This is a genomic window from Vibrio olivae (assembly GCF_042428525.1).
Lineage (GTDB): Bacteria > Pseudomonadota > Gammaproteobacteria > Enterobacterales > Vibrionaceae > Vibrio > Vibrio olivae.
The window spans coordinates 23,014-45,565 of record NZ_JBHMEP010000015.1; the positions used below are offsets into that span (position 1 = coordinate 23,014).

Annotated in this window: 27 protein-coding genes and 1 tRNA gene; 23 read left to right on the forward strand and 5 right to left on the reverse strand. The window is 43.6% G+C overall.

Going from position 1 to position 22,552, the window contains the following annotated elements; translation table 11 throughout:
• The first annotated feature begins 34 nt into the window (after positions 1-34).
• From ACFFUV_RS22025 to ACFFUV_RS22100, 16 genes are all read left to right on the forward strand, one after another.
• On the forward strand, positions 35-595 hold the full coding sequence (locus tag ACFFUV_RS22025; RefSeq protein ID WP_390197602.1) for a GNAT family N-acetyltransferase: 561 nt from the start codon (positions 35-37) through the stop codon (positions 593-595).
• 34 nt (positions 596-629) lie between these two features.
• A complete protein-coding gene (locus ACFFUV_RS22030) occupies positions 630-1,097 on the forward strand; it encodes an OsmC family protein (RefSeq protein ID WP_390197605.1) in 468 nt (155 codons plus the stop codon).
• Between the two features lie 45 nt (positions 1,098-1,142).
• Positions 1,143-1,535, forward strand: a complete 393-nt coding sequence (locus ACFFUV_RS22035) for a MazG nucleotide pyrophosphohydrolase domain-containing protein (protein WP_390197675.1) — start codon at positions 1,143-1,145, stop codon at positions 1,533-1,535.
• Between the two features lie 156 nt (positions 1,536-1,691).
• The gene (locus ACFFUV_RS22040) at positions 1,692-2,045 is read left to right on the forward strand and encodes a hypothetical protein (protein WP_390197607.1); all 354 of its coding nucleotides are present in this window, start codon (positions 1,692-1,694) and stop codon (positions 2,043-2,045) included.
• Positions 2,046-2,165: 120 nt separating this feature from the next.
• Positions 2,166-2,642 (forward strand): hypothetical protein, encoded by a 477-nt coding sequence (locus ACFFUV_RS22045; RefSeq protein ID WP_390197610.1) that lies wholly within the window; start codon positions 2,166-2,168, stop codon positions 2,640-2,642.
• Positions 2,643-2,785: 143 nt separating this feature from the next.
• Positions 2,786-3,001 carry a DUF4177 domain-containing protein gene (locus ACFFUV_RS22050; RefSeq protein WP_390197613.1) on the forward strand — a complete coding sequence of 72 codons (216 nt, stop codon included), beginning with the start codon at positions 2,786-2,788 and terminating at the stop codon, positions 2,999-3,001.
• 1 nt (position 3,002) lies between these two features.
• Entirely contained in the window at positions 3,003-3,227 is a 225-nt protein-coding gene (gene yidD / locus ACFFUV_RS22055; RefSeq protein ID WP_390197615.1) for a membrane protein insertion efficiency factor YidD, read from the forward strand.
• Positions 3,224-3,634, forward strand: coding sequence for a hypothetical protein (locus tag ACFFUV_RS22060; protein ID WP_390197618.1), 411 nt, complete (start codon positions 3,224-3,226; stop codon positions 3,632-3,634). Before yidD ends, ACFFUV_RS22060 begins: the two co-directional genes overlap by 4 nt.
• 71 nt (positions 3,635-3,705) lie before the next feature.
• Entirely contained in the window at positions 3,706-4,260 is a 555-nt protein-coding gene (locus tag ACFFUV_RS22065) for a GNAT family N-acetyltransferase (RefSeq protein ID WP_390197678.1), read from the forward strand.
• 18 nt (positions 4,261-4,278) lie between these two features.
• A complete protein-coding gene (locus tag ACFFUV_RS22070; protein ID WP_390197621.1) occupies positions 4,279-4,638 on the forward strand; it encodes a hypothetical protein in 360 nt (119 codons plus the stop codon).
• Positions 4,639-5,190: a nucleotidyltransferase family protein gene (locus tag ACFFUV_RS22075; protein WP_390197624.1), complete on the forward strand. Its 552-nt coding sequence runs from the start codon at positions 4,639-4,641 to the stop codon at positions 5,188-5,190.
• A 25-nt stretch (positions 5,191-5,215) separates the two neighbouring features.
• Positions 5,216-5,650: a GNAT family N-acetyltransferase gene (locus ACFFUV_RS22080; RefSeq protein ID WP_390197627.1), complete on the forward strand. Its 435-nt coding sequence runs from the start codon at positions 5,216-5,218 to the stop codon at positions 5,648-5,650.
• A 63-nt stretch (positions 5,651-5,713) separates the two neighbouring features.
• Positions 5,714-6,109 carry a GFA family protein gene (locus tag ACFFUV_RS22085; protein WP_390197630.1) on the forward strand — a complete coding sequence of 132 codons (396 nt, stop codon included), beginning with the start codon at positions 5,714-5,716 and terminating at the stop codon, positions 6,107-6,109.
• A 9-nt stretch (positions 6,110-6,118) separates the two neighbouring features.
• On the forward strand, positions 6,119-6,694 hold the full coding sequence (locus ACFFUV_RS22090; protein ID WP_390197632.1) for a DJ-1/PfpI family protein: 576 nt from the start codon (positions 6,119-6,121) through the stop codon (positions 6,692-6,694).
• A gap of 135 nt (positions 6,695-6,829) precedes the next feature.
• The gene (locus ACFFUV_RS22095) at positions 6,830-7,345 is read left to right on the forward strand and encodes a GNAT family N-acetyltransferase (RefSeq protein WP_390197634.1); all 516 of its coding nucleotides are present in this window, start codon (positions 6,830-6,832) and stop codon (positions 7,343-7,345) included.
• A gap of 122 nt (positions 7,346-7,467) precedes the next feature.
• Positions 7,468-8,667, forward strand: coding sequence for a sugar efflux transporter (locus tag ACFFUV_RS22100; protein ID WP_390197637.1), 1,200 nt, complete (start codon positions 7,468-7,470; stop codon positions 8,665-8,667).
• Positions 8,668-8,737: 70 nt separating this feature from the next.
• Here ACFFUV_RS22100 and ACFFUV_RS22105 read toward each other — a convergent pair whose 3' ends face one another.
• The gene (locus ACFFUV_RS22105) at positions 8,738-10,597 is read right to left on the reverse strand and encodes a DEAD/DEAH box helicase (protein WP_390197640.1); all 1,860 of its coding nucleotides are present in this window, start codon (positions 10,595-10,597) and stop codon (positions 8,738-8,740) included.
• 367 nt (positions 10,598-10,964) lie between these two features.
• Between ACFFUV_RS22105 and rnb the strand changes: the two genes are divergently transcribed.
• Together rnb and ACFFUV_RS22115 are read left to right on the forward strand one after the other, a co-directional pair.
• Positions 10,965-12,983, forward strand: coding sequence for an exoribonuclease II (rnb, locus tag ACFFUV_RS22110; RefSeq protein ID WP_390197643.1), 2,019 nt, complete (start codon positions 10,965-10,967; stop codon positions 12,981-12,983).
• Between the two features lie 162 nt (positions 12,984-13,145).
• On the forward strand, positions 13,146-13,964 hold the full coding sequence (locus tag ACFFUV_RS22115) for a phosphate ABC transporter substrate-binding protein (RefSeq protein WP_390197645.1): 819 nt from the start codon (positions 13,146-13,148) through the stop codon (positions 13,962-13,964).
• 60 nt (positions 13,965-14,024) lie between these two features.
• Here ACFFUV_RS22115 and ACFFUV_RS22120 read toward each other — a convergent pair whose 3' ends face one another.
• Positions 14,025-14,711, reverse strand: coding sequence for a MaoC family dehydratase (locus tag ACFFUV_RS22120; protein ID WP_390197648.1), 687 nt, complete (start codon positions 14,709-14,711; stop codon positions 14,025-14,027).
• Positions 14,712-15,022: 311 nt separating this feature from the next.
• Between ACFFUV_RS22120 and ACFFUV_RS22125 the strand changes: the two genes are divergently transcribed.
• From ACFFUV_RS22125 to ACFFUV_RS22135, 3 genes are all read left to right on the forward strand, one after another.
• Positions 15,023-15,113: transfer RNA gene (locus ACFFUV_RS22125), tRNA-Ser, on the forward strand.
• 563 nt (positions 15,114-15,676) lie between these two features.
• A complete protein-coding gene (locus ACFFUV_RS22130; protein ID WP_390197652.1) occupies positions 15,677-16,063 on the forward strand; it encodes a tautomerase family protein in 387 nt (128 codons plus the stop codon).
• 149 nt (positions 16,064-16,212) lie between these two features.
• Positions 16,213-16,839 carry a LysE family translocator gene (locus ACFFUV_RS22135; RefSeq protein WP_390197655.1) on the forward strand — a complete coding sequence of 209 codons (627 nt, stop codon included), beginning with the start codon at positions 16,213-16,215 and terminating at the stop codon, positions 16,837-16,839.
• A 259-nt stretch (positions 16,840-17,098) separates the two neighbouring features.
• Here the strand turns inward: ACFFUV_RS22135 and ACFFUV_RS22140 are convergent, their stop codons facing one another.
• Positions 17,099-17,866, reverse strand: a complete 768-nt coding sequence (locus tag ACFFUV_RS22140; RefSeq protein ID WP_390197658.1) for a helix-turn-helix domain-containing protein — start codon at positions 17,864-17,866, stop codon at positions 17,099-17,101.
• Between the two features lie 174 nt (positions 17,867-18,040).
• Here ACFFUV_RS22140 and ACFFUV_RS22145 point away from each other — a divergent pair, with 174 nt between their 5' ends.
• Positions 18,041-19,291, forward strand: coding sequence for an MFS transporter (locus ACFFUV_RS22145; RefSeq protein WP_390197661.1), 1,251 nt, complete (start codon positions 18,041-18,043; stop codon positions 19,289-19,291).
• A gap of 627 nt (positions 19,292-19,918) precedes the next feature.
• Here ACFFUV_RS22145 and ACFFUV_RS22150 read toward each other — a convergent pair.
• Both ACFFUV_RS22150 and ACFFUV_RS22155 read right to left on the reverse strand, forming a co-directional pair.
• Complete coding sequence (locus tag ACFFUV_RS22150; RefSeq protein ID WP_390197664.1) at positions 19,919-20,869, reverse strand: SDR family oxidoreductase; 951 nt, start codon at positions 20,867-20,869, stop codon at positions 19,919-19,921.
• Between the two features lie 125 nt (positions 20,870-20,994).
• Positions 20,995-21,435 carry a MerR family transcriptional regulator gene (locus ACFFUV_RS22155; protein WP_390197666.1) on the reverse strand — a complete coding sequence of 147 codons (441 nt, stop codon included), beginning with the start codon at positions 21,433-21,435 and terminating at the stop codon, positions 20,995-20,997.
• A gap of 663 nt (positions 21,436-22,098) precedes the next feature.
• On the opposite strand from ACFFUV_RS22155, the gene ACFFUV_RS22160 reads away from it, so the two are divergent.
• Complete coding sequence (locus ACFFUV_RS22160) at positions 22,099-22,461, forward strand: hypothetical protein (protein WP_390197669.1); 363 nt, start codon at positions 22,099-22,101, stop codon at positions 22,459-22,461.
• Positions 22,462-22,552 lie beyond the last annotated feature (91 nt).

The following is a 22,552-nucleotide window of genomic DNA, read 5'->3' on the forward strand; positions in this document are numbered from 1 at the left end:
TACCTTCACCGTTTAATCAATGAAGTTGTCGCTTATGGAAGTAAACAGTAAAGTCGCACTGCGTCCAGCGCGCGAAAATGAGTTACAAAGCTTATACCAGTTGATCACCGCTGATCCACACTGGACCGATTTCAATGGTCCCTACTTTCCTTACCAAACGCCGAGTATCGAAGAGTTTGGATTTGACTTGTTTGCCAGGCTAAGGGAAGGCGAGAGCGCTCAGCTTATTACCTATGAAGGTCAACCAGTTGGTACCGTCAGCTATTACTGGGAATGTGAAGCCACGCATTGGCTGGAAATGGGGGTCATTATTTATGATTCAACGTTCTGGCATCGAGGGATTGCGCCTCGTGCTTTAACTCAGTGGATAACCTATCTTTTTGACCATCTTGATATTGCCAGAGTCGGGTTAACCACCTGGTCTGGGAATCACCGGATGATGGGGTGCGCCGAAAAACTAGGAATGCGCCAAGAAGCGCGGCTGCGTAAAGTGCGGTTCTACAATCAAAAGTATTATGATTCCGTAAAATATGGCATCTTAAAAGAAGAATGGTTCAGTACCGCGAATCAGTGGCTCGAACCACTTTCAACTTAACGACCTCCCTTAAGGAAAGAGAAAAGGATCTTCGATGTCACAATATTTCGCGACGGTGCGCTGGCAGCGCCAAGAACAGGAAATCTTTTCCGATAATCAATACAGCCGAGGTCATGAGTGGGAATTTGATGGCGGGGTGATTGTCCCGGCGTCGTCATCGCCGCATGTGGTTCCGTTACCTCTGTCCGTCGAGGCAAATGTTGACCCTGAAGAAGCCTTTATTGCTGCCCTATCAAGTTGTCATATGCTGGTGTTTTTAGGAATCGCGGCGAAGCGTCGTTATGTGGTCGACTCTTATGTCGATACGGCAGAAGGGGTGCTTGAAACGCGTGCCAGTGACGGCAAAACAGCCGTCACTGAAGTGGTGTTAAAGCCTAAAGTGGTATTTTCTGGCGAGCAACCGAGTACAGAGCAACTGGAAAAATTGCATCACCTAGCGCACGAGCACTGCTTTATTGCCAACTCGGTATTGACCAAGGTGACCACTGAGATTGTCGATTAAACCCAGTTATTGCAAAGGACGTGACCAATGGCCATTGAAAGCACTCTGCAAGATATTGCTCAGTTATTGGCAATTGTTGAGCGAAAATATCAATTCGATCAACAGCACAAATGGGGAGGAGCCCATCGTTATCTCGACGATATAAAAAAGGAAGTCGACGAAGTTGAAGAGGAGCTGCCCAGAGAGCGCTGGTGCTTTTTGGAAGATGAGTTGGCGGACATACTTTGGAACTATCTCAATGCTATGAATGCATTGCAGCATCAAAATAAAATTACCATCGAATCAGTGTTTGCTCGCGCTTATCGAAAATATGAGCAGCGTGTTTCCGCGATTGAAGGGGATGAAAGCTGGCAGGCTGTGAAACAGCGGCAAAAGCAACAGCTTCAGCAAGAGTTTGAGAAACAACCGACTGTCGTTGCGTCTCAGATTAGAGATTAACCGCCGCTTTTATTGCTTATTTTCCTCGAAGCAATATCACATTTGAGTGAAAACTTTGGATTTTTTTTGGGACATTTCGACATTTCCCATTAGTGATGATTCATCTTTTGTTGTAATTGACGCCATATTGGCATTGGTAATTAACGAGGTGAGGCAATGATGAATCACGAATATTCCGTTGTTTGTACAGAGTGTCAACATGAGCAACATATCGACAGTCAAACCATGATGAAGTTGGATCAAGGAGGCTCAATTCGTTGTGCTAACTGCTTAACGTCGCTCAGTATTCGAAAGCCCAACAAGAAGAACCTGAAATCGATGGTGGTGTCTGCGATTGCCTTTATCGGTGTGACTGCCGGGTTACTTGTCGGGTTGCTCAATCTACTGGTGGGTAGCCAAATTTCATTATGGTTCGTCGTCATGCCAGTTATTGCCGTGTTGGCATTGGTGGCCTTTACCATGAAAGGCAACCGTTGGATTGCGCACAGAAATATCAATCAATACTCCTGACAACAGAACAGACCACTTAATCACATAACCTAAGCTGTCGCCTTTTAGCTTTAGCGAATGCCGTTGGAGGGCATCGCTGATATTACATAAAGAAAACAAATGGTTGTTTAGGTGGTTGTTGTGAAAACATGGATACTTATAGGCGTATTAAGCGCTCTTCTGACCGGTTGTTCGTGTGGGCCCGCTTTTGTCCAAGGCGAAATGGAAGAAGAGTATGAAGTCAAAACTATTGGCCAAGTCGAAGATAACTCCCCAGTAGTGTATGGTGCACATAGCGTTTACTTCACTAAAGTGAATAGACAGAAGCTATCAGGCATCAAATACTTAAGATTAGGGTTAAGTGGATTTCCCAACGCAATAAGATTGCCTGAAGGTGAGCAAACGCTATATCTTTGGCGTGATGGAAACCCTGACTTTAATTTGTTCCTATCAAAAATTCAGCTCGTGAATGATCACAAATACCTAGTGGATTACATTACCAAGCCAGAGGGGAATTTTGTGCGCATTTTTTACTGGGTTGAAGATCTTAATGATGGCTCGGTTGTGTATGGAAAACGTGTCACACCGACGATGATGACCAACACGCATACACAATAAATAAGACATCACGCAGAGAGTGCTTTATCACAGCGCGTTTTTGTGTCGTGGACAGCGATCGGTTGTCAGCCATAATTGAGAAATGTTATGCATACGCTTCTATTCTCTTAATCATAAACAAAATAGTTCAAAGGTTATTCAGTATGTCCCAATATAAAGAATACAAAGTCGTCCATATTGTTGAAGGTGGGTGTGGTACATTGTTGCTTGGTGCAAGTGGTCTTCCACTTCAGCGTATGGAAGCCGAACTTAATGGCTATGCGCAAGACGGTTGGCAAGTGGTGTTTCAAGTTGTAGAAAAGAAGCGTTATCTTCTGTTTTGGCAACGTGAAGCTGTAATTGTCACATTAGGCCGTTAATGTGTTTAAGCAGTTATCGATAGTCGCGATCCGCCACTATCAGTCACGTGGTGGGTCGAAAAAGCTGCTAAACCTAGAGTGTAACTTTGAGCCGAGTTGCTCTGAGTATACCAAACAGTGCATCGCTAAATACGGTGCTCTGAGAGGTTGGGCAATGGGAATCAAGCGTATTCGCCGCTGCAACCAACCTGATTTAGTAGAAAAAATAGTGGATGAGGTGCCATGATGGCGTGGTTTGAATCAATTGAACGGATAGAGATGGAAGAAGAGTTGCTTAGGGCCAAAGCGCAAACGCTTCCAGAAAGCCAACGTAAAGATTTTTTTAAACTGCAATCAAAGCAGCTCAAAGACCCAGATACATACGCTGCGTTGAATTGGCTGTTTCTCGGTGGCGTTCATCATTTTTATCTTCGTAAATACCTATTGTTTGCGATCGAGCTGTGCATTCTGGTCGTTGCGATCGTACTCCTAGCTTTGGGTTTTCGCTCCGCATTATTATTAGTCTGTGCGCTTACTCTTTACGAACTTCCTCATCTTTTTTGTGCTCAACGTATCGTGAGGCAGTGGAACCTCCAAAGCTCACAAGCGATCTACCATCAACTGCGTGCCCAAGCGAAATCGATCGTGGTATAGAATTTCTTGACACTCTGAGCACGACATGAGAAATCTATCTGCTAGTTCAATAGCTTATAGAGATGACTGTGATGTGCTCACCACCGCAAGCTGACCCAAATCTTCATTTAGTATTTCTTGGAGCAACCCATCAAGCTGCCTTTGAGCATTTCTATCAAGATATGCTCACCAATGATCCACAAAATGCCGAGTTTTACTCACCCGGCGCTAAAGATTTTTTGCGTTATACCCAGCAGCTAAGTGAGCATCACCTCGGGCGCAACTTACCGCAAGGCTATGTACCTTGCAGTTACTATTGGCTATTTGATGGCCAAGTTATCTACGGCGCCATTCGGCTTCGTCACCGCATTGATGATCCCTTTCTCGCCAATGAGTGCGGCCATATCGGTTATGATGTTGCGCCAAGCCAGCGTCACCGCAGGTATGGAACGATAATGTTGAGCTTAGCATTAGAAAAAGCATCCAATCTTGGCATTGAACGCGTGTTATTGACCGCCAGTGAAGACAATGTCGCTTCTCGTCGTGTGATTGAAGCGAACGGTGGTCAATTTGATGGCGTCATTTACGGTGAGGTGTTTGCTGAAATGTTGGCGCGGTATTGGATACACTGCGCCGTTAACGAGTGATGAGTGTGGAATAAAAACATGGTGTATAAACTGGTCCGTTTTTGCGTGATTGCGAATCTGATAGCCTTCGCGTCTCTGTACCTTGTCGAACGAACGACCGCTTTCTTTGGCCTACGTTACTGGCAAGATTATGCGTTTTTTGTGTTGTTTATTTTATGGGGCATTGCGACCCTGCTTTACATGTATCCACCCGGTATCGGTGTGGGGCATTCAGGAGAGCCTCTGGGGGACGCTGAAAAATTGGCCGATGTGTCCAATGAAAAAGTGCGAGACACGTTCTTGAGAGAAGATGCCAATCACGCGTTAGTGATTCGTTTTCTGATTAGTGGAATCCCGCCTCTTATCATGTGTATTGCCTTACACTGGTTTGGCAAGTAAATGCTTAACGATTTTCAGCAACAGCAATTGGTTGCTTTGTGGTTAAGCCAAGACGTTGAGCGAATGGCATTACTCACATCGGTAAAAAGCCTAGAGTTACCTCAGGGCATGATAGCGGCTGGCGTTATTCGTAATATGGTGTGGGACAAGCTTCATGGGCTAAGTTCAACACCGTTCAATGATGTAGATGTCATCTATTTTGATCCCAACGCAAAGGCTGAGGATGACATGGCTTTAGAGCAGCAGCTTAAAGCGCAGCAACCAACTATCGATTGGCAAGTACGTAATCAAGCGCGAATGCATCTACGAAATGGTGATCGCCCTTATACCAGTTGCCAAGATGCAATGAGCTTTTGGCCAGAACAGGAAACGGCGGTTGGTGCGCGGCTGAACCCGCATGGGGAGATCGAAGTGATCAGCGGTTTTGGGCTCAACTCGTTGCTAAATGGCCACATTACGGCGAACCCAGCAAGAGAGCCTCATGTCTTCAAACAGCGCATGGAGCAGAAGCGATGGTTAGCGCGGTGGCCGAAGTTATCCATCCATCAGTAACAAGGTATCAATAAGGACAAATCAGATGATCACCTATAGGGAAATGCATATTGATGATTACACCCACGTCATCGAATTGTGGCTCAACACCGAGTCAATGCGCTTAAGAGATGCAGACTCGGTAGAAAGCATCAATCGTTACTTGCAGCATAACCCCGGGCTCAGTTTCGTTGCGTTTGATGGTGACGTGCTGGTCGGCGCTGTTCTGGTAGGAACGGATGGCCGGCGCGGTTATCTGCAGCATTTAGCGGTGCATACAGAGAGCCGTGGGCAGGGGGTTGGGAAAAGCTTGGTTGATTTGAGTACTGCAGCCCTTGAGCGCCAAGGCGTCCCGAAAACCCACTTGTTTGTACTCAATGAAAATGTGTCGGCACAAGCGTTTTACGAACGATTGGGTTGGTTTGTGCGTGATGAAGTGCGAATGTATTCGTTCAATCGCTCCAGCAATCTTAACGCTTAGCCGTATAGAGAGTTTAGGCATTGGATGCTTCAATCATAGAGACAACAGGACAAGGACGTAACGATGATTAAAAAAGTTGGCGATACTCAAATACAAACACGCCACACAGCAAGCTGCCACTGCGGTTCGGTCGAGCTTCAGTTATACCTGCCAAATGGCATCGTTAATCCTAGGCGCTGCGACTGCTCAATATGTCGTCGCAAAGGCGCGATCGTTGCTTCGGTGAATCTTGATGATATCAAGATTATCAGAGGTGAAGCGGATTTAACCCTTTACCAATTCAATACTCATACCGCCAAGCACTATTTTTGCCGCCACTGTGGCATCTACACACATCATCAACGTCGTTCTAATCCCCGTGAATATGGCTACAATGTGGCTTGCCTTGAAGGCGTCAACCCTTATGCACTTGGCGAAGTCGTGGTCAATGATGGCGTGAATCACCCAGCAGACCGTTAAGGAGCGACCTTGAATATTGGAATTTACGTATATCCAGAGGCTGAAGTTTTGGATTTTGCAGGGCCTTTTGAAGTGTTCAGCACCGCTAAGCGACTTGCTAGTCATGATTGGCAGGTGTTTTTAATCGCCGAACATGCCGAGCTTGTTCAGGCGAGAGGCGGATTCCCAATCCAGCCGCATTATACGATTAATAACCATCCAGCACTTGATTTACTGATTGTGGTCGGGGGCGATCATCGCCAGCAAGTGGTGTCTCAACCGGTTATTTCATGGCTTCAACAGGTTGCTCCTAATACGCCAAGGGTAGCTTCGGTTTGCACAGGGGCATTTCTTTTGGCTCAAGCTGGGCTCCTTGATGGATTAGAGGTCACCACTCACTGGGAGGATGTTGATGCGCTTAGACAATATCCGGCACTGACGGTGCTTGAAGATCGCCGCTGGGTCGCGCAAGGTAAGTGGACAACTTCGGCGGGTATTTCAGCTGGTATCGATATGAGCTTGTTTCTCGTCACGCAACTGGCGGATAAACCTTTGGCGGTACGCACAGCCAAACAGATGGATTATCGCTGGATTGAAAATGGTTAGTTAAGCAAAGGGTTTCTCGACGTTTTTAAGACATGCGCTTTAAAGGTATGTTTACAATGACAGTTTAGTCATGGTGTTTTATGATGGTAATAACCCTGACAAAAGTGTCATTAATAGGAATTGATTGGGAGCGACATGACCTGCCGCCATTTGAAATTACTGAGCCTCTCAGATGCGCCCGCATTATTTGAATTTGAAAAAACAAACCGAACTTGGTTTGAGCAACACATCCCGCCCCGTGAACCTTGCTTTTATTCGATAAGAGGCGTGGAAGGCCAAATAGCATTCTTTCTTCGAGAATATAAAGCCAAGCGAATGCTACCGTTTTTGATCATGCAGGGCGAAGACATTATAGGTCGTGTCAACGTTACTGAAATCAGTGTGCGGCGTAAGCAAGCAACATTGGGTTACCGAATTGGTGAGCGGCATACCCGTCAAGGCGTGGCCAGTTATGCGGCTAAGGCAGCCATGCAATCAGCGCAGGAGTGGGGAATTCGCCATTTTTATGCACTGGCTTCCGTTGATAACATGGGGTCACAGCGAGTGTTAGAGAAAGTCGGGTTTGAACGAGGCGGTATGCTTAACGAATATGCCGAAGTCAGTGGTGAAAGTGTCGATTGCATCGAATATTACAAGCGAATTGACGTTTAAGCCAGTGCAGCACAGGCATCTTATTGCTCGTTAAAAGCCTTGAGCGTATAGTTTTACAGCGACTTTTCAGTCGCTTTTTTTACGTTTACGGTCAATGCCCAAGGAGGCTGGTTATTAACGCCTTGCAATTTTTTCGAGGACAAACAGGTGCTTACTTTCTGATTAACGGCTTAGCGGCGTTATCGTTCTCATTTATTCTGCCAATCATGAGCCTATTTTTAGTAGATGGATTAGGTGCCAAACCTGGGCTTATCGGGGTTTATACAACGTTAACCGCGATGGCGACGATCGTGATCAGTCAAATGCTCGGTGGGCTTACTGACCGCGGCGCGTCCGCAAAACGTCTTTTGCTTATAGCATTAGGCGCGTTGTGTTTGGCCGCAACGGGCTTTTCATTGGCGAATCAGTTTTGGCATGCGCTGCTGGTGGGAGTGTGCTTGATGTCGCTTGGCTCATCGAGTATTCCCATTATATTGGGCATGATTCGCCGTTATGCAGAATCGACAGGAAAAAACAGCACGCGTTTAAATTCACAAATGCGATCATCGGTTTCTTTGCTGTGGATCCTTGGTCCTCCGATCGCTTTTTTTGCCATTGATCGCTTTGGTTTCCAAGGCACCTTTTATCTCTCTGCAGCTGTCGCTGCGGTGGTGTTTTCGATTACTATTTACGCGATTCATGAGCCGAAACCAGTTATCAGCCAGCATGTTGCTCGTAAAGGTCTCAACCTAAAAGATGTGCCAGCCTCGGTCTGGTTGTTGGGAGTTATGACCTTTTGCGCCAATATGGCGAATAGTGCTTATATCAATGCAATGCCGCTGTATTTGACTCAGCAATTGGCGTGGCCGAAAGCGTTCCCTGGAATCTTGCTTGGGATGACAGCGGCGGTTGAAATTCCGGTCATGTTGCTTGCCGCGCGTTGGTCTGAATCGTTTGGAAAAGAGAAAGTGGTGATGGCCGGGTTTGGCCTAGCGCTGTGTTTTTATATTGGTTTACAAGTGGTGGACAGCCAATTAGGGCTATTTTTACTGCAAATTCTAAATGGTACCTTTTTTGGGATCTTTGTTGGACTGGGTATTAGTTTGATGCAAGACAACGCGCCGAATATTGTCGGCAAAGTCTCGGCATTTTATACCAATTCAATGCTGGTAGGGACGATGGCGGGAACCAGTATGATGGGGATCGTATCTCAATACTTTGGCTACAAAGCGGCACTCATGGCTTGCCTAATTCCGATGGTGGCGGCGATAGGATTATTAATACTCTTTATGCGTTCGCAGCATTCGCGTGAGAGCATGGCGAATAAAGTACATTCACAGTGAGCATGTGCAGGTTTTATAAGCAATAAAAAACCCCGCATTAGCGGGGTTTTTCTTAATAAGATAATGTCGATTAATCTTCGTGACGACGGTTGTGGCCACGTTCGCCACGGTAGTTACCACGAGAATCACCGCCACGGTTACGATCGAAGCGACGCTCGCCACCATTACCGTTACCGCTGCCTTGGCGTTTGCCACGGAAGTTACCGTCACGGTTACCGCCGTTATTACCACGGTTGTCACGACGACCGCCACCACCATCACGACGACCACGAGGCTCACGGAAGTCATTAAAGTCAACAACGACAGCACCAGCTTCTTTCTGACGAATACGCAGCTTGCTCAGTTTGCTCGCTACGCTAGAAGACATGGCTTTTGGTAGCTGTACGTAGGTTTCGCCGCGCTCAAGTTTGATTGCACCGATAGAGCCTTTAGTTAAGCCAAGCTCATTAGCAAGTGCGCCAACGATATCTTTAACTTGTACGCCTTGCTCACGACCTACCTGCAGTTGGTACGTATCCCACTCTTGGTTGTTAAACTCACGACGTCCGCCATTTTCACGACGCTCTTTACGACGTTGCTTATCACGTTCAATCGCTGCAACCATTGGGTCTTCGCCAACATAGAACAGCGGGCGCTTACCTTGTTGGCGTTTTAGCAGAATTGCCGCCAGAGTTGGTGCATCAAGTTCAAGAGAGTCTTGAAGCTTGGCGACAAGCTCTTCAAATTTTTCTAGAGATTTGTGTTCTTTCTCTGCTTCTAGTTCAGCACCGAGTTTAACCAAACGAGACTCAGCCACTTTATCACGGTGTGGAAGTTGAATTTCTTCCATGCTTGATTTGGTCACACGCTCAATAGTGCGAAGCATACGAATTTGGTTAGTACGAACCAATAGGATCGCCTTACCTTTACGTCCAGCACGGCCAGTACGACCAATACGGTGAATGTAAGATTCAACGTCAAACGGAATATCGTAGTTAAATACGTGAGTGATACGCGGCACATCAAGACCACGAGCGACCACGTCAGTAGCAACAAGAATATCGATCACACCTTGTTTGATATGGTCAACTGTACGCTCACGTAGCGACTGTGGAATATCACCGTGCAGTGCAGCAACTTTAAAGCCGCGAGCAGACAACCAGTCCGCAAGGCGCTCGGTATCTTGGCGAGTACGTACGAATACGATAGATGCATCCGTTTCTTCGGTTTCAAGAAGACGAGCCATCGCTTCATCTTTTTCAACGCCTTTCACAACCCAGAACTGTTGCTCGACTTTTTCCACGGTGTGGTTTTGACCAGCCACGTCCACACGAGCAGGGTCACGTAGGAAGCGGTCAACAATGGTTTTAACCATTGGCGGCATGGTTGCTGAGAATAGAACACGTTGCGCCGTTTCAGGGGCTTGCTCCATGATCCATGTTACGTCATCAACGAAGCCCATTTTTAACATTTCGTCGGCTTCATCCAGTACGAATGTGTGGGTTTCATCCAAGTGTAGACGTTCACGAGAAATCAAATCTTTTACACGTCCAGGCGTACCAACAACAATGTGCGCACCATTTTTCAGTGCACGCATTTGGTCAACGATAGAAGCACCGCCGTAGATTTCAAGAACTTTAAGACCATTGATGTTTTGGCCTAAGTTTTTGATTTCAGCAGCAACTTGGATAGCGAGTTCGCGAGTTGGTGCCATGATAATGGCTTGAGGTTTGCGTTGAGAAAGCTCGATTTTATTTAAAAGAGGCAGAGAGAACGCAGCTGTTTTACCTGTACCTGTTTGCGCTTTACCCAGAGCATCACGACCTTCCAATAGGAAAGGAATCGCAGCCGCTTGAATTGGTGTTGGAGATACAAAGCCCATTGAGTTTAGAGCAGATAAAACAGAGTCGTTTAGTGATAGTTCACTAAACTGGATTACAGAATCTTGCATTGGGATCCTACTTACATAGTTCAAATTACAGGTCCCATGAGCTCTACCAATTCCAATACCAATCCAGAGTATGCTTCTGTTCAGTTCAGTCGCGGATAAGTGTTAAATCGCTGTAAGCTATTTGGGACGTCTAAGGGAGGCGGATTATTCCTTAAAAGCATAAAAAAAGCTAGGAAAAATTGAATTTCATCACAATTTTTTCTTTATTTTTATAAAACTGTACATATTGACGCCACTTATGGTGCTTTTTGCATCAATAACTTGTTTTAGACATTGACCACAAAGGCTGATTAATCGTTGCTTTTGGGTAGTAATCCAATACTGCAATGTTATAGTGTGCCCAATTGTGTTGATTAGAAAAGTTAAGATGTTTCAAGATAACCCGTTACTTGCTCAGTTAAAGCAGCAAATTCAAGAGAACCTACCCAAGAAAGAAGGCACCATCAAAGCCACAGACAAAGGTTTTGGTTTTCTGGAAGTGGATAGTAAGACCAGTTTCTTTATTCCGCCGCCATACATGAAAAAGTGCCTCCACGGCGATAAAGTCATGGCGATCATTCGTACTGAGAAAGAGCGTGAAGTGGCTGAGCCGCAAGAGCTACTTGAACCTTCACTTGAGCGTTTCATTGGTCGAGTGAAGATGTTTAAAGGCAAATTGAATGTTGCACCTGATCATCCGCAACTGAAGAAGCAATCGCTAAAAGCCAAAGTAAAAAAAGGGTTGAAAACCGACGATTTTGCTGAGGGTGACTGGGTTGTTGCGCATTTGATTCGTCATCCGTTGAAAGGCGATAACGGCTTTTTTGTTGAGATCAGCAAAAAAATCACTGACGCTGACGACAAGATCGCGCCATGGTGGGTGACGTTGGCACAAAACGACCTGCCAAATAAAGAGCCAGAAGGCATTGATAACTGGGCGCTTAAAGACGACGAATCTCTAGAGCGTGTCGACATGACTCATGTGCCATTTGTGACGATTGATGGTGAATCGACCAAAGATATGGACGATGCGCTTTACGCCAAGAAGAATGACAATGGCGACTTTGAGCTCACTATCGCCATTGCGGATCCTACCGCCTACATCACGCCTGATGACGCGATGGATAAAGTTGCTCGTGAACGTGGGTTTACGATTTACATGCCGGGGCGTAACATTCCTATGCTACCGCGCGATTTGGCCGATGAACTGTGCTCCTTGCATGAGGGAGAAGTTCGTCCTGCGCTTTGTTGCACTGTAACCGTTGGAAAAGATGGCGTTATTAACGATGATATCCGCTTTTTTGCCGCGAACATTCAATCTCATGCACGCCTCGTTTATGACCACGTTTCTGATTTCTTAGAAAACGGTAGCAGTGAGCAATGGCAACCTTCTCCTCAAATTGAAACGGTTGTTCGTGATCTTTATGATTTCTCACTTGCACGCGCTGATTGGCGTCAAAAGCATGCAGTCGTCTTCCCTGATCGACCAGACTACCGCTTCGAACTGAGTGAAGATAATGATGTTGTCGCGATTCACGCAGATATGCGCCGTAGTGCGAACCGTTTAGTTGAAGAGGCGATGATCACCGCGAATATCTGTGCGGGGCGTACCCTACGTAACACATTCGGTCATGGTGTATTTAACACTCACGCAGGTTTCAAACCAGAGAAGATCAACGATGTGGTTGAGCTGGTGAATCCACAGGGTGAAGAACGTTTTAATGCGGAATCCATCGCGACGTTAGAAGGCTTTGCTGATTTGCGTCGTTGGTTGGGTGAGCAAGATACGACTTACCTTGATAACCGCATTCGTAAGTACCAAGCATACAGCGAGATTGGTAATCAACCTTTGCCACATTACGCCATGGGCTTGGACATTTACGCAACGTGGACATCACCCATTCGTAAATACGGCGATATGATTAACCATCGCCTACTTAAAGCGCACGTATTGGGTAAAGAGCCAGTACAAACCGCAGACGAAACGGTGGGTGAAGAGCTTGCTTTGCATCGTAAACACCATAAGATTGCTGAGCGCAACGTAGCGGATTGGTTATATGCACGAACGCTAGAGCAAGAGCCGGCAAAAGAGACACGCTTTACTGGCGAAATTTTCGATATCAATCGTGCGGGTATGCGAATTCGTCTACTTGAGAACGGTGCTGCGGCGTTCATCCCGGGATCAATGATCCTGGATAACAAGCAACGTATTGAGTGTGATGGGGACAATGGTCAGATACTGATCGACAAACAAGTGGTCTATCGCTTAGGCGATACCCTTGAAGTGGTTCTTGCTGACGTGAGCTTAGAAAATCGAAGCTTACTTGCCAAACCTACTCAAGTGTTTGCTGATGCGCCTGCACAAAGCGAACCGACAGAAAATACAGAGCAAGAAACTGCTAAGTAATTGATAATATATGAATAAAAAGCCAGCCTATGGGCTGGCTTTTTTTTATCAATACATTTTAAGCCCACCAATACTAGACAGTTTTCACAAAACTGTAACGTCGTCGACATATCATCAACCGATAAAAATCAGTAATAGATATCAACAATATTGGAGATTGGTATGTTAAAAACGGCGTGGCTCGCTGTGGTTTTGTTGGCGCTGTCGACACACTATGCGAGCGCTCAAGAGATCAATGTATCTGGTTCAACATCTGTCGCGCGGGTTATGGATATACTCGCTGAAGACTATAACGCTTTGCATTCAGAAGACTATATTGCGGTGCAAGGGGTAGGATCGACCGCAGGTATTACTCTGGTGAAAAAAGGGGTCGCAGACATTGGTATGAGTTCGCGTTATCTGACCGAAGCAGAGCAGAGTCAGGAGCTGAAAAGTTTCAATCTCGCCTATGACGGTTTGGCCGTGGTTGTCAACCAAGCGAATCCCATTGAAAATATCACCCGAGAACAACTTTATAATATCTATAAAGGCAAAATTACTAACTGGAAACAGCTAGGTGGGCCTGACCAAAAAATCGCTGTGGTCACTCGTGAGGCATCATCGGGATCTCGCTATAGCTTTGAAAGCCTGTTAGGCCTTATCAAAGTGGTGAATGATCGTGAAGTCTCGGACATTAATCCGAGCAACTTAGTAGTGAACAGTAATAGCATGGTGAAAACCATCGTCAATCATAATAAACAAGCGATAGGCTTCATTTCTATGGGGTCGGTTGACCGCTCAGTAAAAGCGATGCGATTTGAAGGGGTTGAGCCAAGTAGCGACAACATTCGAAATGGAGAGTATCAATTAGCTCGTCCTTTCTTGATCCTCTACTTACAGAATAAAGTGACGACATCAAGCCAAGGCTTTTTGAGCTTTTTGCACTCGGAACAAGCAAGGCAACGTATTGAAGAGTACGGTTACGTCACCAAGAAAAAATAGCCAATAACAAAAAAGAGAGCACATGAGGCTCTCTTTTTTATATTTGAAGAACAAAGAAACTTAAAAGTGCAATTGAATCACAGAAACGACGACAGCACCCGGACGACGCACACCTTCGATTTCGACACGAATTTCACGTTCAACTTCTAAACCTTTTTTAATCGGTGTCACTTTAGATAATGTACTTACAGCGCGAACTCGGCTACCAGACTTGACTGGGTAAGGAAATCGCACTTTATTCAAACCAATATTCACGACCATTTTCGCGGTTGGGAACAAAGAGTTGTCTGGATTGACGCTGTCAGTCAACTTAGGAAGCAAAGCTAAAGTGAGAAAACCATGTGCAATGGTGGTTTTAAACGGAGAATTTTGCTCTGCGCGCTCAGGATCAGTGTGGATCCATTGCATATCTTCAGTGACTTCACCAAATTGGTTGATACGTTGTTGATCAACCATCATCCAGTCACCAGTATGAATGACTTCACCCAATTGGGTTTGAAGTTCATCATATACAGCTTGAGCTTCGGGCTTTAGCTCAATTGGCTTCTCTGCTGCCGGCGTCACGGTATCTTCATTAACTGCCGGAAGCTGGAATCCACGCAATTTGTCAAACAATTCGCGTCGATTCGCCTTATTTAGGAACTCGTCCCAATATTGGCGCATAGCAGGAGACATCCACTGCATAAGCTCGGATTGATGACGAGAGTTAGACTCATTACGATGTTTAAAAAGATCCGCAACTTTCATACAAACCTCAGAAAATAGTTTTAACCCAGATAGGTAATGCATTAATTTTGAAGCAGTTCACAGTTATGTGCAATGTTTTTCGGGCGTACATGCGTTATCTGAAACCTATAATTCTTATATTTTTCATGCGGTTGCTAATAAAACATTATTTTATTAGAGTTTTCAAAATTAGAGGTATTACGCAAAAAATTTAGGCAATTTATCGAAATTTGTGTTTGAAACCCACTGTTTAGTTAATCACCACTTAAACGCCCAAAGCCCATTTTGTGCTTTACAAGGTAGAGGGCTCTCTCTATCATTATGTCCGCAAAGGAGAGATGGCTGAGTGGTTGAAAGCACCGGTCTTGAAAACCGGCATACGTTAATAGCGTATCTAGGGTTCAAATCCCTATCTCTCCGCCATTTTCATGAACTAAGCTGTTGATTTTTCAACAGTTTTTTTCTTTTCTACGGTACTAAAGTCACTGATACATAAAGGTGATACCTATGTACCTGTTTAAACATCCTTCTAGTGTCTACTATACTCGCGTCAACTTCCCTTCTTCGCTTCAAAAAGGGCTATCCAACTGAAAAGCGCATCTCTTTTTTAACCAAAGAACACAAACGTACGATTATCAGAAATCTTGAGATAGTCAGAATCGCTGTTCCGCTTTATTTCCCTCTATTTAAGATGATATTCAACGCTCACGTCATATTGCTCGTCAAGGTGAACGTACCTACCTGTAAACTGTTTCCCGTTGTACCATTTCCGTTGTCGACTTTTGCTCAACAACGGTATTCAAATTTAAGCCTTAATGCCTAATTCAAAAGAGTAATGCCATTGAATTTTATCAATCGTAAGGTTTTACAATAAAGAAACAGTGGATGGTGGAACTTAACGTTACTATCGAATAACGTGAGAGGCGGCGGCCTAGTCTCATTGCTCGCCTTACACCTTAACTAGGTATGTGTTCTAAGGAGGAATAGTGGTCGTAATATATGGAATTAAAGAGTATTTGAACCCAATAAAAGCTCAATTGTCAGATGTCATTCAGGCGTCTATGACACAAGTGTTGAGTTTGCCCGAGAGTAAGCGCGCTCATAGAATTGTGCCTCTTGATAAATCTGACTTCTATTATCCTGAGGGTCGTACGGATGCTTATACCGTTATTGAAATCAATATGATGGAAGGGCGAAAAGCTGAAACGAAAAAAGCGCTTATAAAGGCACTTTTCGCCAATATCGAATCTCGCTTAGGCATCTCCCCGGTAGACATCGAAATCACCATCAAAGAGCAAGCGCCGCACTGTTGGGGTTTTCGTGGCATGACTGGAGATGACGTTAACGATCTGACATATAAGGTCAATGTCTAGTAGTAAATAGAGTGGATGCGAAACGTCTATGACCGTTTTCGCAAGGCTTGGCAATTTTGGTTTGAACTCATTTTAGGGTTTATGTCGAGTGGTCGCGTTTTTTAGTACTTGAGCGGGTTGTGGCACTCACAATATAACAAGGCGGTTTTATGTTTCCATTAGAAGTATTCGTTACTTATACATTGGCATGTGTATTACTGGTTCTCTCGCCGGGGCCTGATAACTTGCTCGCGATAGGCCGCGGTTTAAGTCAAGGACGGTTGGCTGCTGTGGTGTCTGGCATGTCTTCTGGGGCAGGCATCTTATTTCATGTTGTTGCAGCGACCTTTGGTCTGACTCTCTTAATTCAAACTTCGGAAGTCGCGTTTTACGCTGTAAAACTGGCAGGAGCGGCTTACTTAATTTGGTTAGGTGTAAAGGTGCTTCGTTCGAGAAATCTGTTCTCATTAGAACCCACGAAAAAACAGTCTCTGAAAGTTATCTTCTCAACGGGTTTTCTATCCGCTGCGCTGAACCCGAAGCCTGGTATGTTTGTTCTTGCTTTTATCCCTCAATTTGTAAATCCAAGCTTAGGCTCGGTCACAACTCAAATGATCGGTTATGGCGTTTGGTTCGCAGTATTAACAGCCGTTGGATTTAGTTTAATGGGGTTGTTCTCGTCTCAATTATCTGGCTGGTTCAGAAACAAGCCCAAGCTAGCGTCAGGGTTAAATATTGGGGCAGGTATGACATTCGTTTCTTCAGGGCTAGCCGTCGCATTTATGAAGCAGCGATAGTCTATGTGCTAACACATGTTTAAGATTTCACGATACATGCTCTTATCCTAATGAATGGCATTAACGCCAATGGTCCATAGCAATTTTGTCCTGAGGCGTGGCTGCACTGGTCATAGTCAATACAGATTTGATCCAACGAGGTGTCCAAGTTTGATAATCCACTCCGTATATCGATTAACCAGCGAGCTTTGTCTATCAATCAATGAATCGGCGAGCCTTTGTACTGTGCATTTTGTGAGTTATTAAACCTGTTAACTTTCTAGTCTAGGAAGTTGTTCAGCGGAGGGAGTTCACTACCAAATGAACCTTTGGCAGCCATAAAGCCAAACGTATATTCGTTTCGATCTTTTTCTATTCTTTCTGATACGGACATCGTTTGCTTTAACATTGTAAACATCCAATCTACAAGTTTCGCATTAAGTTCTTGAAATTCTTTGACCGTTAATTCTGCTTTGAGTGATATTAGAAAAGCTTCACTATCTTCTGAAGTTACACGTAATACTCGATCCTGCAGAGACTCAAGCCTTTTCTGAGTAAAGTAAGATGGAAAACGAGCTCCTTTATCAAAAGCAGTGTGACCAGGGAGCAACAGCTTAATTTGATTGTTTACTCCTAACTCAATGAGATTAGCTGACTCCAACAACCTTAGATAACGATATGTGGAAGCTTGATTCAGATTGTACTGTGTAACTATATCAGTGACACTAAGACGTTTGACCGCGAGTTCACTCCAAAAAGTGAACAACGCAGGGTTATCAACAAAGGCTAAATCTTGAGCTTTGCTAAATAGAGGAAGAGTATGAATGATTTCTTCTGCCTTTGAGATCAGTTTTGATAGTGGACATTCTATAAGTGATGTAATTAAGGCTAATCGTTGAAAAGACATTGATTGAGTTTGGTTGAGAAGACGCTTTACACTTACCTCTGATATACCAAGCGCTTTTGCCAATTCTTTGTATGACACTCCACAACGCTTAAGTTCATTCTTTAATAACTTACACACTTCTGTAGTCAAACGATCTTCCATTCTCATTCCTTTCTAACAAAATATGAACATCAAAGTATCATAAAGCGATACTAAAATATAAATAATTGATATTTGGTATCACAATGCTACATAGTAGTGCGAAAGGAAAATGAAATCGCTCACAAGTCACCACTAATTGTGAGCGGGGTTTAATTGGAAGGGAAGGACTGTTTTTTGAATAAGAAAGCATTACTGAAAAGATACTGTGTACATCAAGGTCTTCATTGGTCAATTATTGGAATTGCTATTCCTGTATTAGTCCTAATATTTCAATCGCGTGGGTTAAACTTTCAAGACATCGGAGTTGTAATGGCTGTATGGGTTGGGAGTACCGCTGCACTAGAAATTCCTTTAGGTGGAATAGCTGACAAATATGGCAGAAGAAACATATACTTATTATCATTAGTTGTGAATGTAATTGGTTGTTTGACCCTATACTTTGCTTCAGACTCTTTTTTATTGATTATAACCGCTGCATTTTTTCTAGGAACTTCACGGGCAATTTATTCAGGAACCTTGGATGCGTGGTTCTATGACACTTTTCATACAATCAGGGGGGAGTTGACTTACCACAAAGCAATTTCAATAGTTAATGTGATGGTCACAATAGGTTTGGCTATTGGTTCTCTTATTGGAGGGTGGCTACCAGATTATGTCGTAAGTCTCTCGATAAACCTTAACAGTATTTATGATCTAAATCTCATTCTTATGTGTATAGCAAATTTTTCTTTATTCTTCATTTCCTTTGTATTAATTTCTGAGGAAAAAGTTGAACGATATAACCCATCAAAATTACAATTTAAACAATTAATTCACCATAGTCTTAATGCGATCCGTGTGTCATTTTCTCATATTATTTTGAAAAGAATAATGCAGACAACACTAGTGTTCGGCTTTGTACTAAGTAGCGTAGAAGCTTACTGGCAACCATACCTTTCTGAAGTAATAAACAATAAGGCATACGGTGTTATAATTTTTGGTTTTATTTCAGCTTTATACTTTTTAATGGCTGGGACTTCATCTCTTTTATCAGTACCACTAATTCGTTTATTTAAAAACTCGCACCGAGAGTTGCTGTTTGTTACTCGTTCTCTATCTGGTGTGTTTTTCATTTTTCTTGCACTATCTGACACTGTTTATTCATTTATAATTTGTTATTTGATTTTCTTCTTTCTTTTTACTGCAGGGAATAATTCCGAAATGGTGTTACTAAATGATAATACGGATGAGGAGCGACGCTCGACTATGTTATCTATCAGTTCATCTATGGTAACAATCGGCTCAGTCGTAGCGTCATTACTCTTAGGTTATGTATCTGAACAATACGGAATAGTAGTTAATTGGATAGCCTGTGGTTTTTTACTCATCAGTTCATCGCTGTTGTTTCTTTTGGTACCAGCTAAGGAAGTTAAGGCAGTTTTATAATTAAAGATTATGGTTGAAGAGAAACGAATGGTTATGTAACGCTAAACTGCCTAGTCTGTACCATTAATACGAACAATCAAGCTAAGCGACTTTTTCATACATTTACTTATTCATTAAATGCTAATTTAGAATATCCAATGGCACGCTTTTGTCCATCTTCGTTTCAGCCTAGTCGGGCTGAAAAATTCTGCCCCCTAAATGACTTTCGCCCAATTGTGCGGTTAGCCCTCTAGGAAAAGGTTTGACTCACTAATTCTAATGGGGGATTCAAAAGAGCTCGCACCCATCGATGTTGATGGCATGTATACTCTCGCTGATGAATGAGATTTAATAGGTGTTCAGCAATGGCGAGCGAGCCTGTAACGGTCAGGTCGTAGCTATTAGTTGTCACAAAACGATACCGTCTGCATTTGTGGCTTCTCCCCAGACATACGTTTTTGTCTCTTCACGTTGCGTTTCGTCAGGTCCTAATCATCCAATCAGTTAGCTTTTCTAGTTGTTCTGTTTGTGCCATCACAGTGATTCCTATTTTCCTGAATAGAGTAAAAACATTTTATTTCTAAGCAACAATAATCTTTATTTAACCTTGGTTTTTTCAAACCGGAAACTGAATGAGTGATCATTGTTTTACTTAAAATTAATAGGTTGCTGTTGCTGCCTATCATTCCAAATGACTTGCAGTCCCTCTTTGAAGGTTGTGACTTTAAACTCTGGGAAACGAGCCTTAAATTTGTCAGAGACAAAAACATTTTCAGTCTCATAGCGAGGAAGTAGTTCTGCCGCATCACGAACGGTCTTACTCACTTTACCGGCAAGCCATAATTGCCAGCGTTTAAGCACGCGATATTTGGGTTGAACTTGAAATACCTCTGCGGCTAGTTCGATAAACTGACGATAATTAAGCCTGTTGTCGTCACATGGCAAGTGCCAGGTCTGTCCGTGCGTATCTGGAGTGTTACCGATAAGAGCCATTGCTCGGCTAGCATCAGGCGTGTAAATGAGGCTACGTTTTACATCATCACGCAAAAAGACTTTGGCACTTTTACCTGTAATAAGAGCGTCGATAATGGTCGAGTTCGTAATGCTTTGCGTCTTACCCGGACCATAAAATTCAGGCGCACGACAAATAACAGCTTCGACTGAACCTTGCTTCATCGCATCAAGTAACATGCTAGTGATCTGAGCACGCACTTGTCCTTTAATTCCATTAGGTGCAAAAGGCGCGTTCTCTAATTGAGGCGTATCGGTTTGTGGATACATATAGGTATTGTCGAAATAGACCAGCTTAGCACCGTGTGTTTCACATGCCGCGATTACATTTCGCATTAATGTTGGCCACTGTTCAACCCATAACTTGGTATCCATCGGTAACCCTGCCGTTAGGTAAACTATTTCGGATCCTTGTACGGCATCTAAAGTTTGCTGTGGGTCGAGAAGATCTGCCTGGAATAGCACATCGGTGTCGTTGACTTTTTGCGGACGACGGCTGACCAAGCGAATATCGCTGGTATAGTTTTGTTTAAGGCTGACAGCTAGCTCTCGACCAATCTGTCCGTTGGCTCCCAGTATTGTTTGCATAGATTACTTCTCCTAACATTTCTCTTTTTCTCTATGGAACATCCTAAGGTTAAAGCTTGGTTTAAGGTCAATGAGAAATTGCGCGGCTTTTAAACAATACACGTTCGTATGACGGTGGCTTATCCTTACTGGTCTTCTTTCGGAGAGGATTGATGAGGCAAAATGTCCCAGCCAAATTGAGACATGACTCGTTTCGCATTGGTAGCACAGTCCATATTTTCTGGTTTTGCTTCAATCTCTTTCAGAACCTCTAGCAATCGAGCTTTATTGCTCGCAATTCTGCGTTCTATCTGTTCCAAATCTTCAACCTTTTGTTTTAGCGTTTTTCGCAAGTGATCGTGATTCCATTGAGAAAAGTCAGCAGGAAGCAATGAGCCTAATTCATCGAGGCTGAACCCTGCTTGCTGCCCTGTAGTAATCATTTCTAATACTGCTACTGCTTCCGGTGGATAGGTACGATAGCCGTTCGCTTTACGCTTGACTGTTTTTAACAGACCTATCTTTTCATAAAACCGGATCTTAGAAGGAGCTAAGCCGGTTTTTTTAGCTAATTCACCAATATTCATAATTTTAATAATGGAGTGAGAACATAGTTAAACCCTACCACAGTTTCAATTGATGAATAACATACGGTAGTAGGGCGCTGTGTAGAAATATTTATCCGCTTCAGAACCTCGCAATGAGGCGCTATTTCACTCACATCACGGTTTCGTTTTCCCGTGTTGTTGTTATTGTGAAATCCTGGAATTTACTCTAACAAGTACATACTGATATTAAATACGGGTTATTGCGTGATTAGCAATAAAATGAGCAAAATAGACGTATGCAAGCTAGCTCAGTTTTTTCAACGTGCTCGCGTGGCTTTTTCAGAGTGGAGGTCAATTGTGATGCTATTGCCAATAGCCAGCGTCGATTTTGTTTTGATTGGGTATAGCGTCTAAGGTGGTCTTGGCGAGTTCACTGGTTTGGCAGTCACTTAACAAGGGTGTTAGGCAAAAGGGAAAGTATGAGTATTATTCTATCGTATGAATAAAGGTTCATAAGTGATTTTGACAGTTGTCAAGGTACATTTTTTTTAAGAAGTTTTGCATTACGCGGTTAGTTATTGTCTTTTTAATAATTACTTATAGCAGGTTGTATAAATGATAAAAAAATCATTATTTCTTTTATTTACTCTGATACTTTCGTCGTGTGCATTGCTACCTATACATGAAACTAGGGTTAATGGTGTGTTTAAAATCGGCGAACTAGGAGATTTTAAGTACGACTATGTAAAGCTATACCCAGATGGCTCAGTTAAAATGCTTAATCGATTTAGTGGAGGGGATGATTTAGCCGTTACAGAAATTACTAAAGATAGTTATGACGATGGCTGGCATTATATGTGGATACGAGGTGATCTCCATCTTTATAAACATACCAAAACAGCCCAGATGCACGGAAGCTATGAAATAACTACTGACGGCTTTATCGTAAATTCCACGTTTTTGGTAACTAAAGATAATAAGATTGTAAATGAGCTAAAGCCTAGGCCTGTCACTAATAAAAAAAAGCTGAAAGTACTGTCACTGTCAGGAGAGCTTCTTATGTAGTGGTCAACTAAAATTGGCCACGGTTTTAGAGTTTTCCCAATACAGTCGTTCAGACTCATTAGGTGTCAGCCCACCATTATATTGATGTGGC

Excerpts from the sequence above, each read along its gene's own strand:
- ACFFUV_RS22065 (WP_390197678.1), top strand. The coding sequence starts at position 3,706 with ATGTGCTCACCACCGCAAGCTGACCCAAATCTTCATTTAGTATTTCTT.
- ACFFUV_RS22085 (WP_390197630.1), top strand. The coding sequence starts at position 5,714 with ATGATTAAAAAAGTTGGCGATACTCAAATACAAACACGCCACACAGCA.
- ACFFUV_RS22060 (WP_390197618.1), top strand. The coding sequence starts at position 3,224 with ATGATGGCGTGGTTTGAATCAATTGAACGGATAGAGATGGAAGAAGAG.
- ACFFUV_RS22150 (WP_390197664.1), bottom strand. The coding sequence starts at position 20,869 with ATGCAAACAATACTGGGAGCCAACGGACAGATTGGTCGAGAGCTAGCT.
- ACFFUV_RS22040 (WP_390197607.1), top strand. The coding sequence starts at position 1,692 with ATGATGAATCACGAATATTCCGTTGTTTGTACAGAGTGTCAACATGAG.
- ACFFUV_RS22140 (WP_390197658.1), bottom strand. The coding sequence starts at position 17,866 with ATGGAAGATCGTTTGACTACAGAAGTGTGTAAGTTATTAAAGAATGAA.
- ACFFUV_RS22025 (WP_390197602.1), top strand. The coding sequence starts at position 35 with ATGGAAGTAAACAGTAAAGTCGCACTGCGTCCAGCGCGCGAAAATGAG.
- ACFFUV_RS22120 (WP_390197648.1), bottom strand. The coding sequence starts at position 14,711 with ATGAAAGTTGCGGATCTTTTTAAACATCGTAATGAGTCTAACTCTCGT.
- ACFFUV_RS22080 (WP_390197627.1), top strand. The coding sequence starts at position 5,216 with ATGATCACCTATAGGGAAATGCATATTGATGATTACACCCACGTCATC.
- ACFFUV_RS22075 (WP_390197624.1), top strand. The coding sequence starts at position 4,639 with ATGCTTAACGATTTTCAGCAACAGCAATTGGTTGCTTTGTGGTTAAGC.
- ACFFUV_RS22050 (WP_390197613.1), top strand. The coding sequence starts at position 2,786 with ATGTCCCAATATAAAGAATACAAAGTCGTCCATATTGTTGAAGGTGGG.
- rnb (WP_390197643.1), top strand. The coding sequence starts at position 10,965 with ATGTTTCAAGATAACCCGTTACTTGCTCAGTTAAAGCAGCAAATTCAA.
- ACFFUV_RS22135 (WP_390197655.1), top strand. The coding sequence starts at position 16,213 with ATGTTTCCATTAGAAGTATTCGTTACTTATACATTGGCATGTGTATTA.
- ACFFUV_RS22070 (WP_390197621.1), top strand. The coding sequence starts at position 4,279 with ATGGTGTATAAACTGGTCCGTTTTTGCGTGATTGCGAATCTGATAGCC.
- ACFFUV_RS22115 (WP_390197645.1), top strand. The coding sequence starts at position 13,146 with ATGTTAAAAACGGCGTGGCTCGCTGTGGTTTTGTTGGCGCTGTCGACA.
- ACFFUV_RS22030 (WP_390197605.1), top strand. The coding sequence starts at position 630 with ATGTCACAATATTTCGCGACGGTGCGCTGGCAGCGCCAAGAACAGGAA.
- ACFFUV_RS22155 (WP_390197666.1), bottom strand. The coding sequence starts at position 21,435 with ATGAATATTGGTGAATTAGCTAAAAAAACCGGCTTAGCTCCTTCTAAG.
- ACFFUV_RS22105 (WP_390197640.1), bottom strand. The coding sequence starts at position 10,597 with ATGCAAGATTCTGTAATCCAGTTTAGTGAACTATCACTAAACGACTCT.
- ACFFUV_RS22095 (WP_390197634.1), top strand. The coding sequence starts at position 6,830 with ATGACCTGCCGCCATTTGAAATTACTGAGCCTCTCAGATGCGCCCGCA.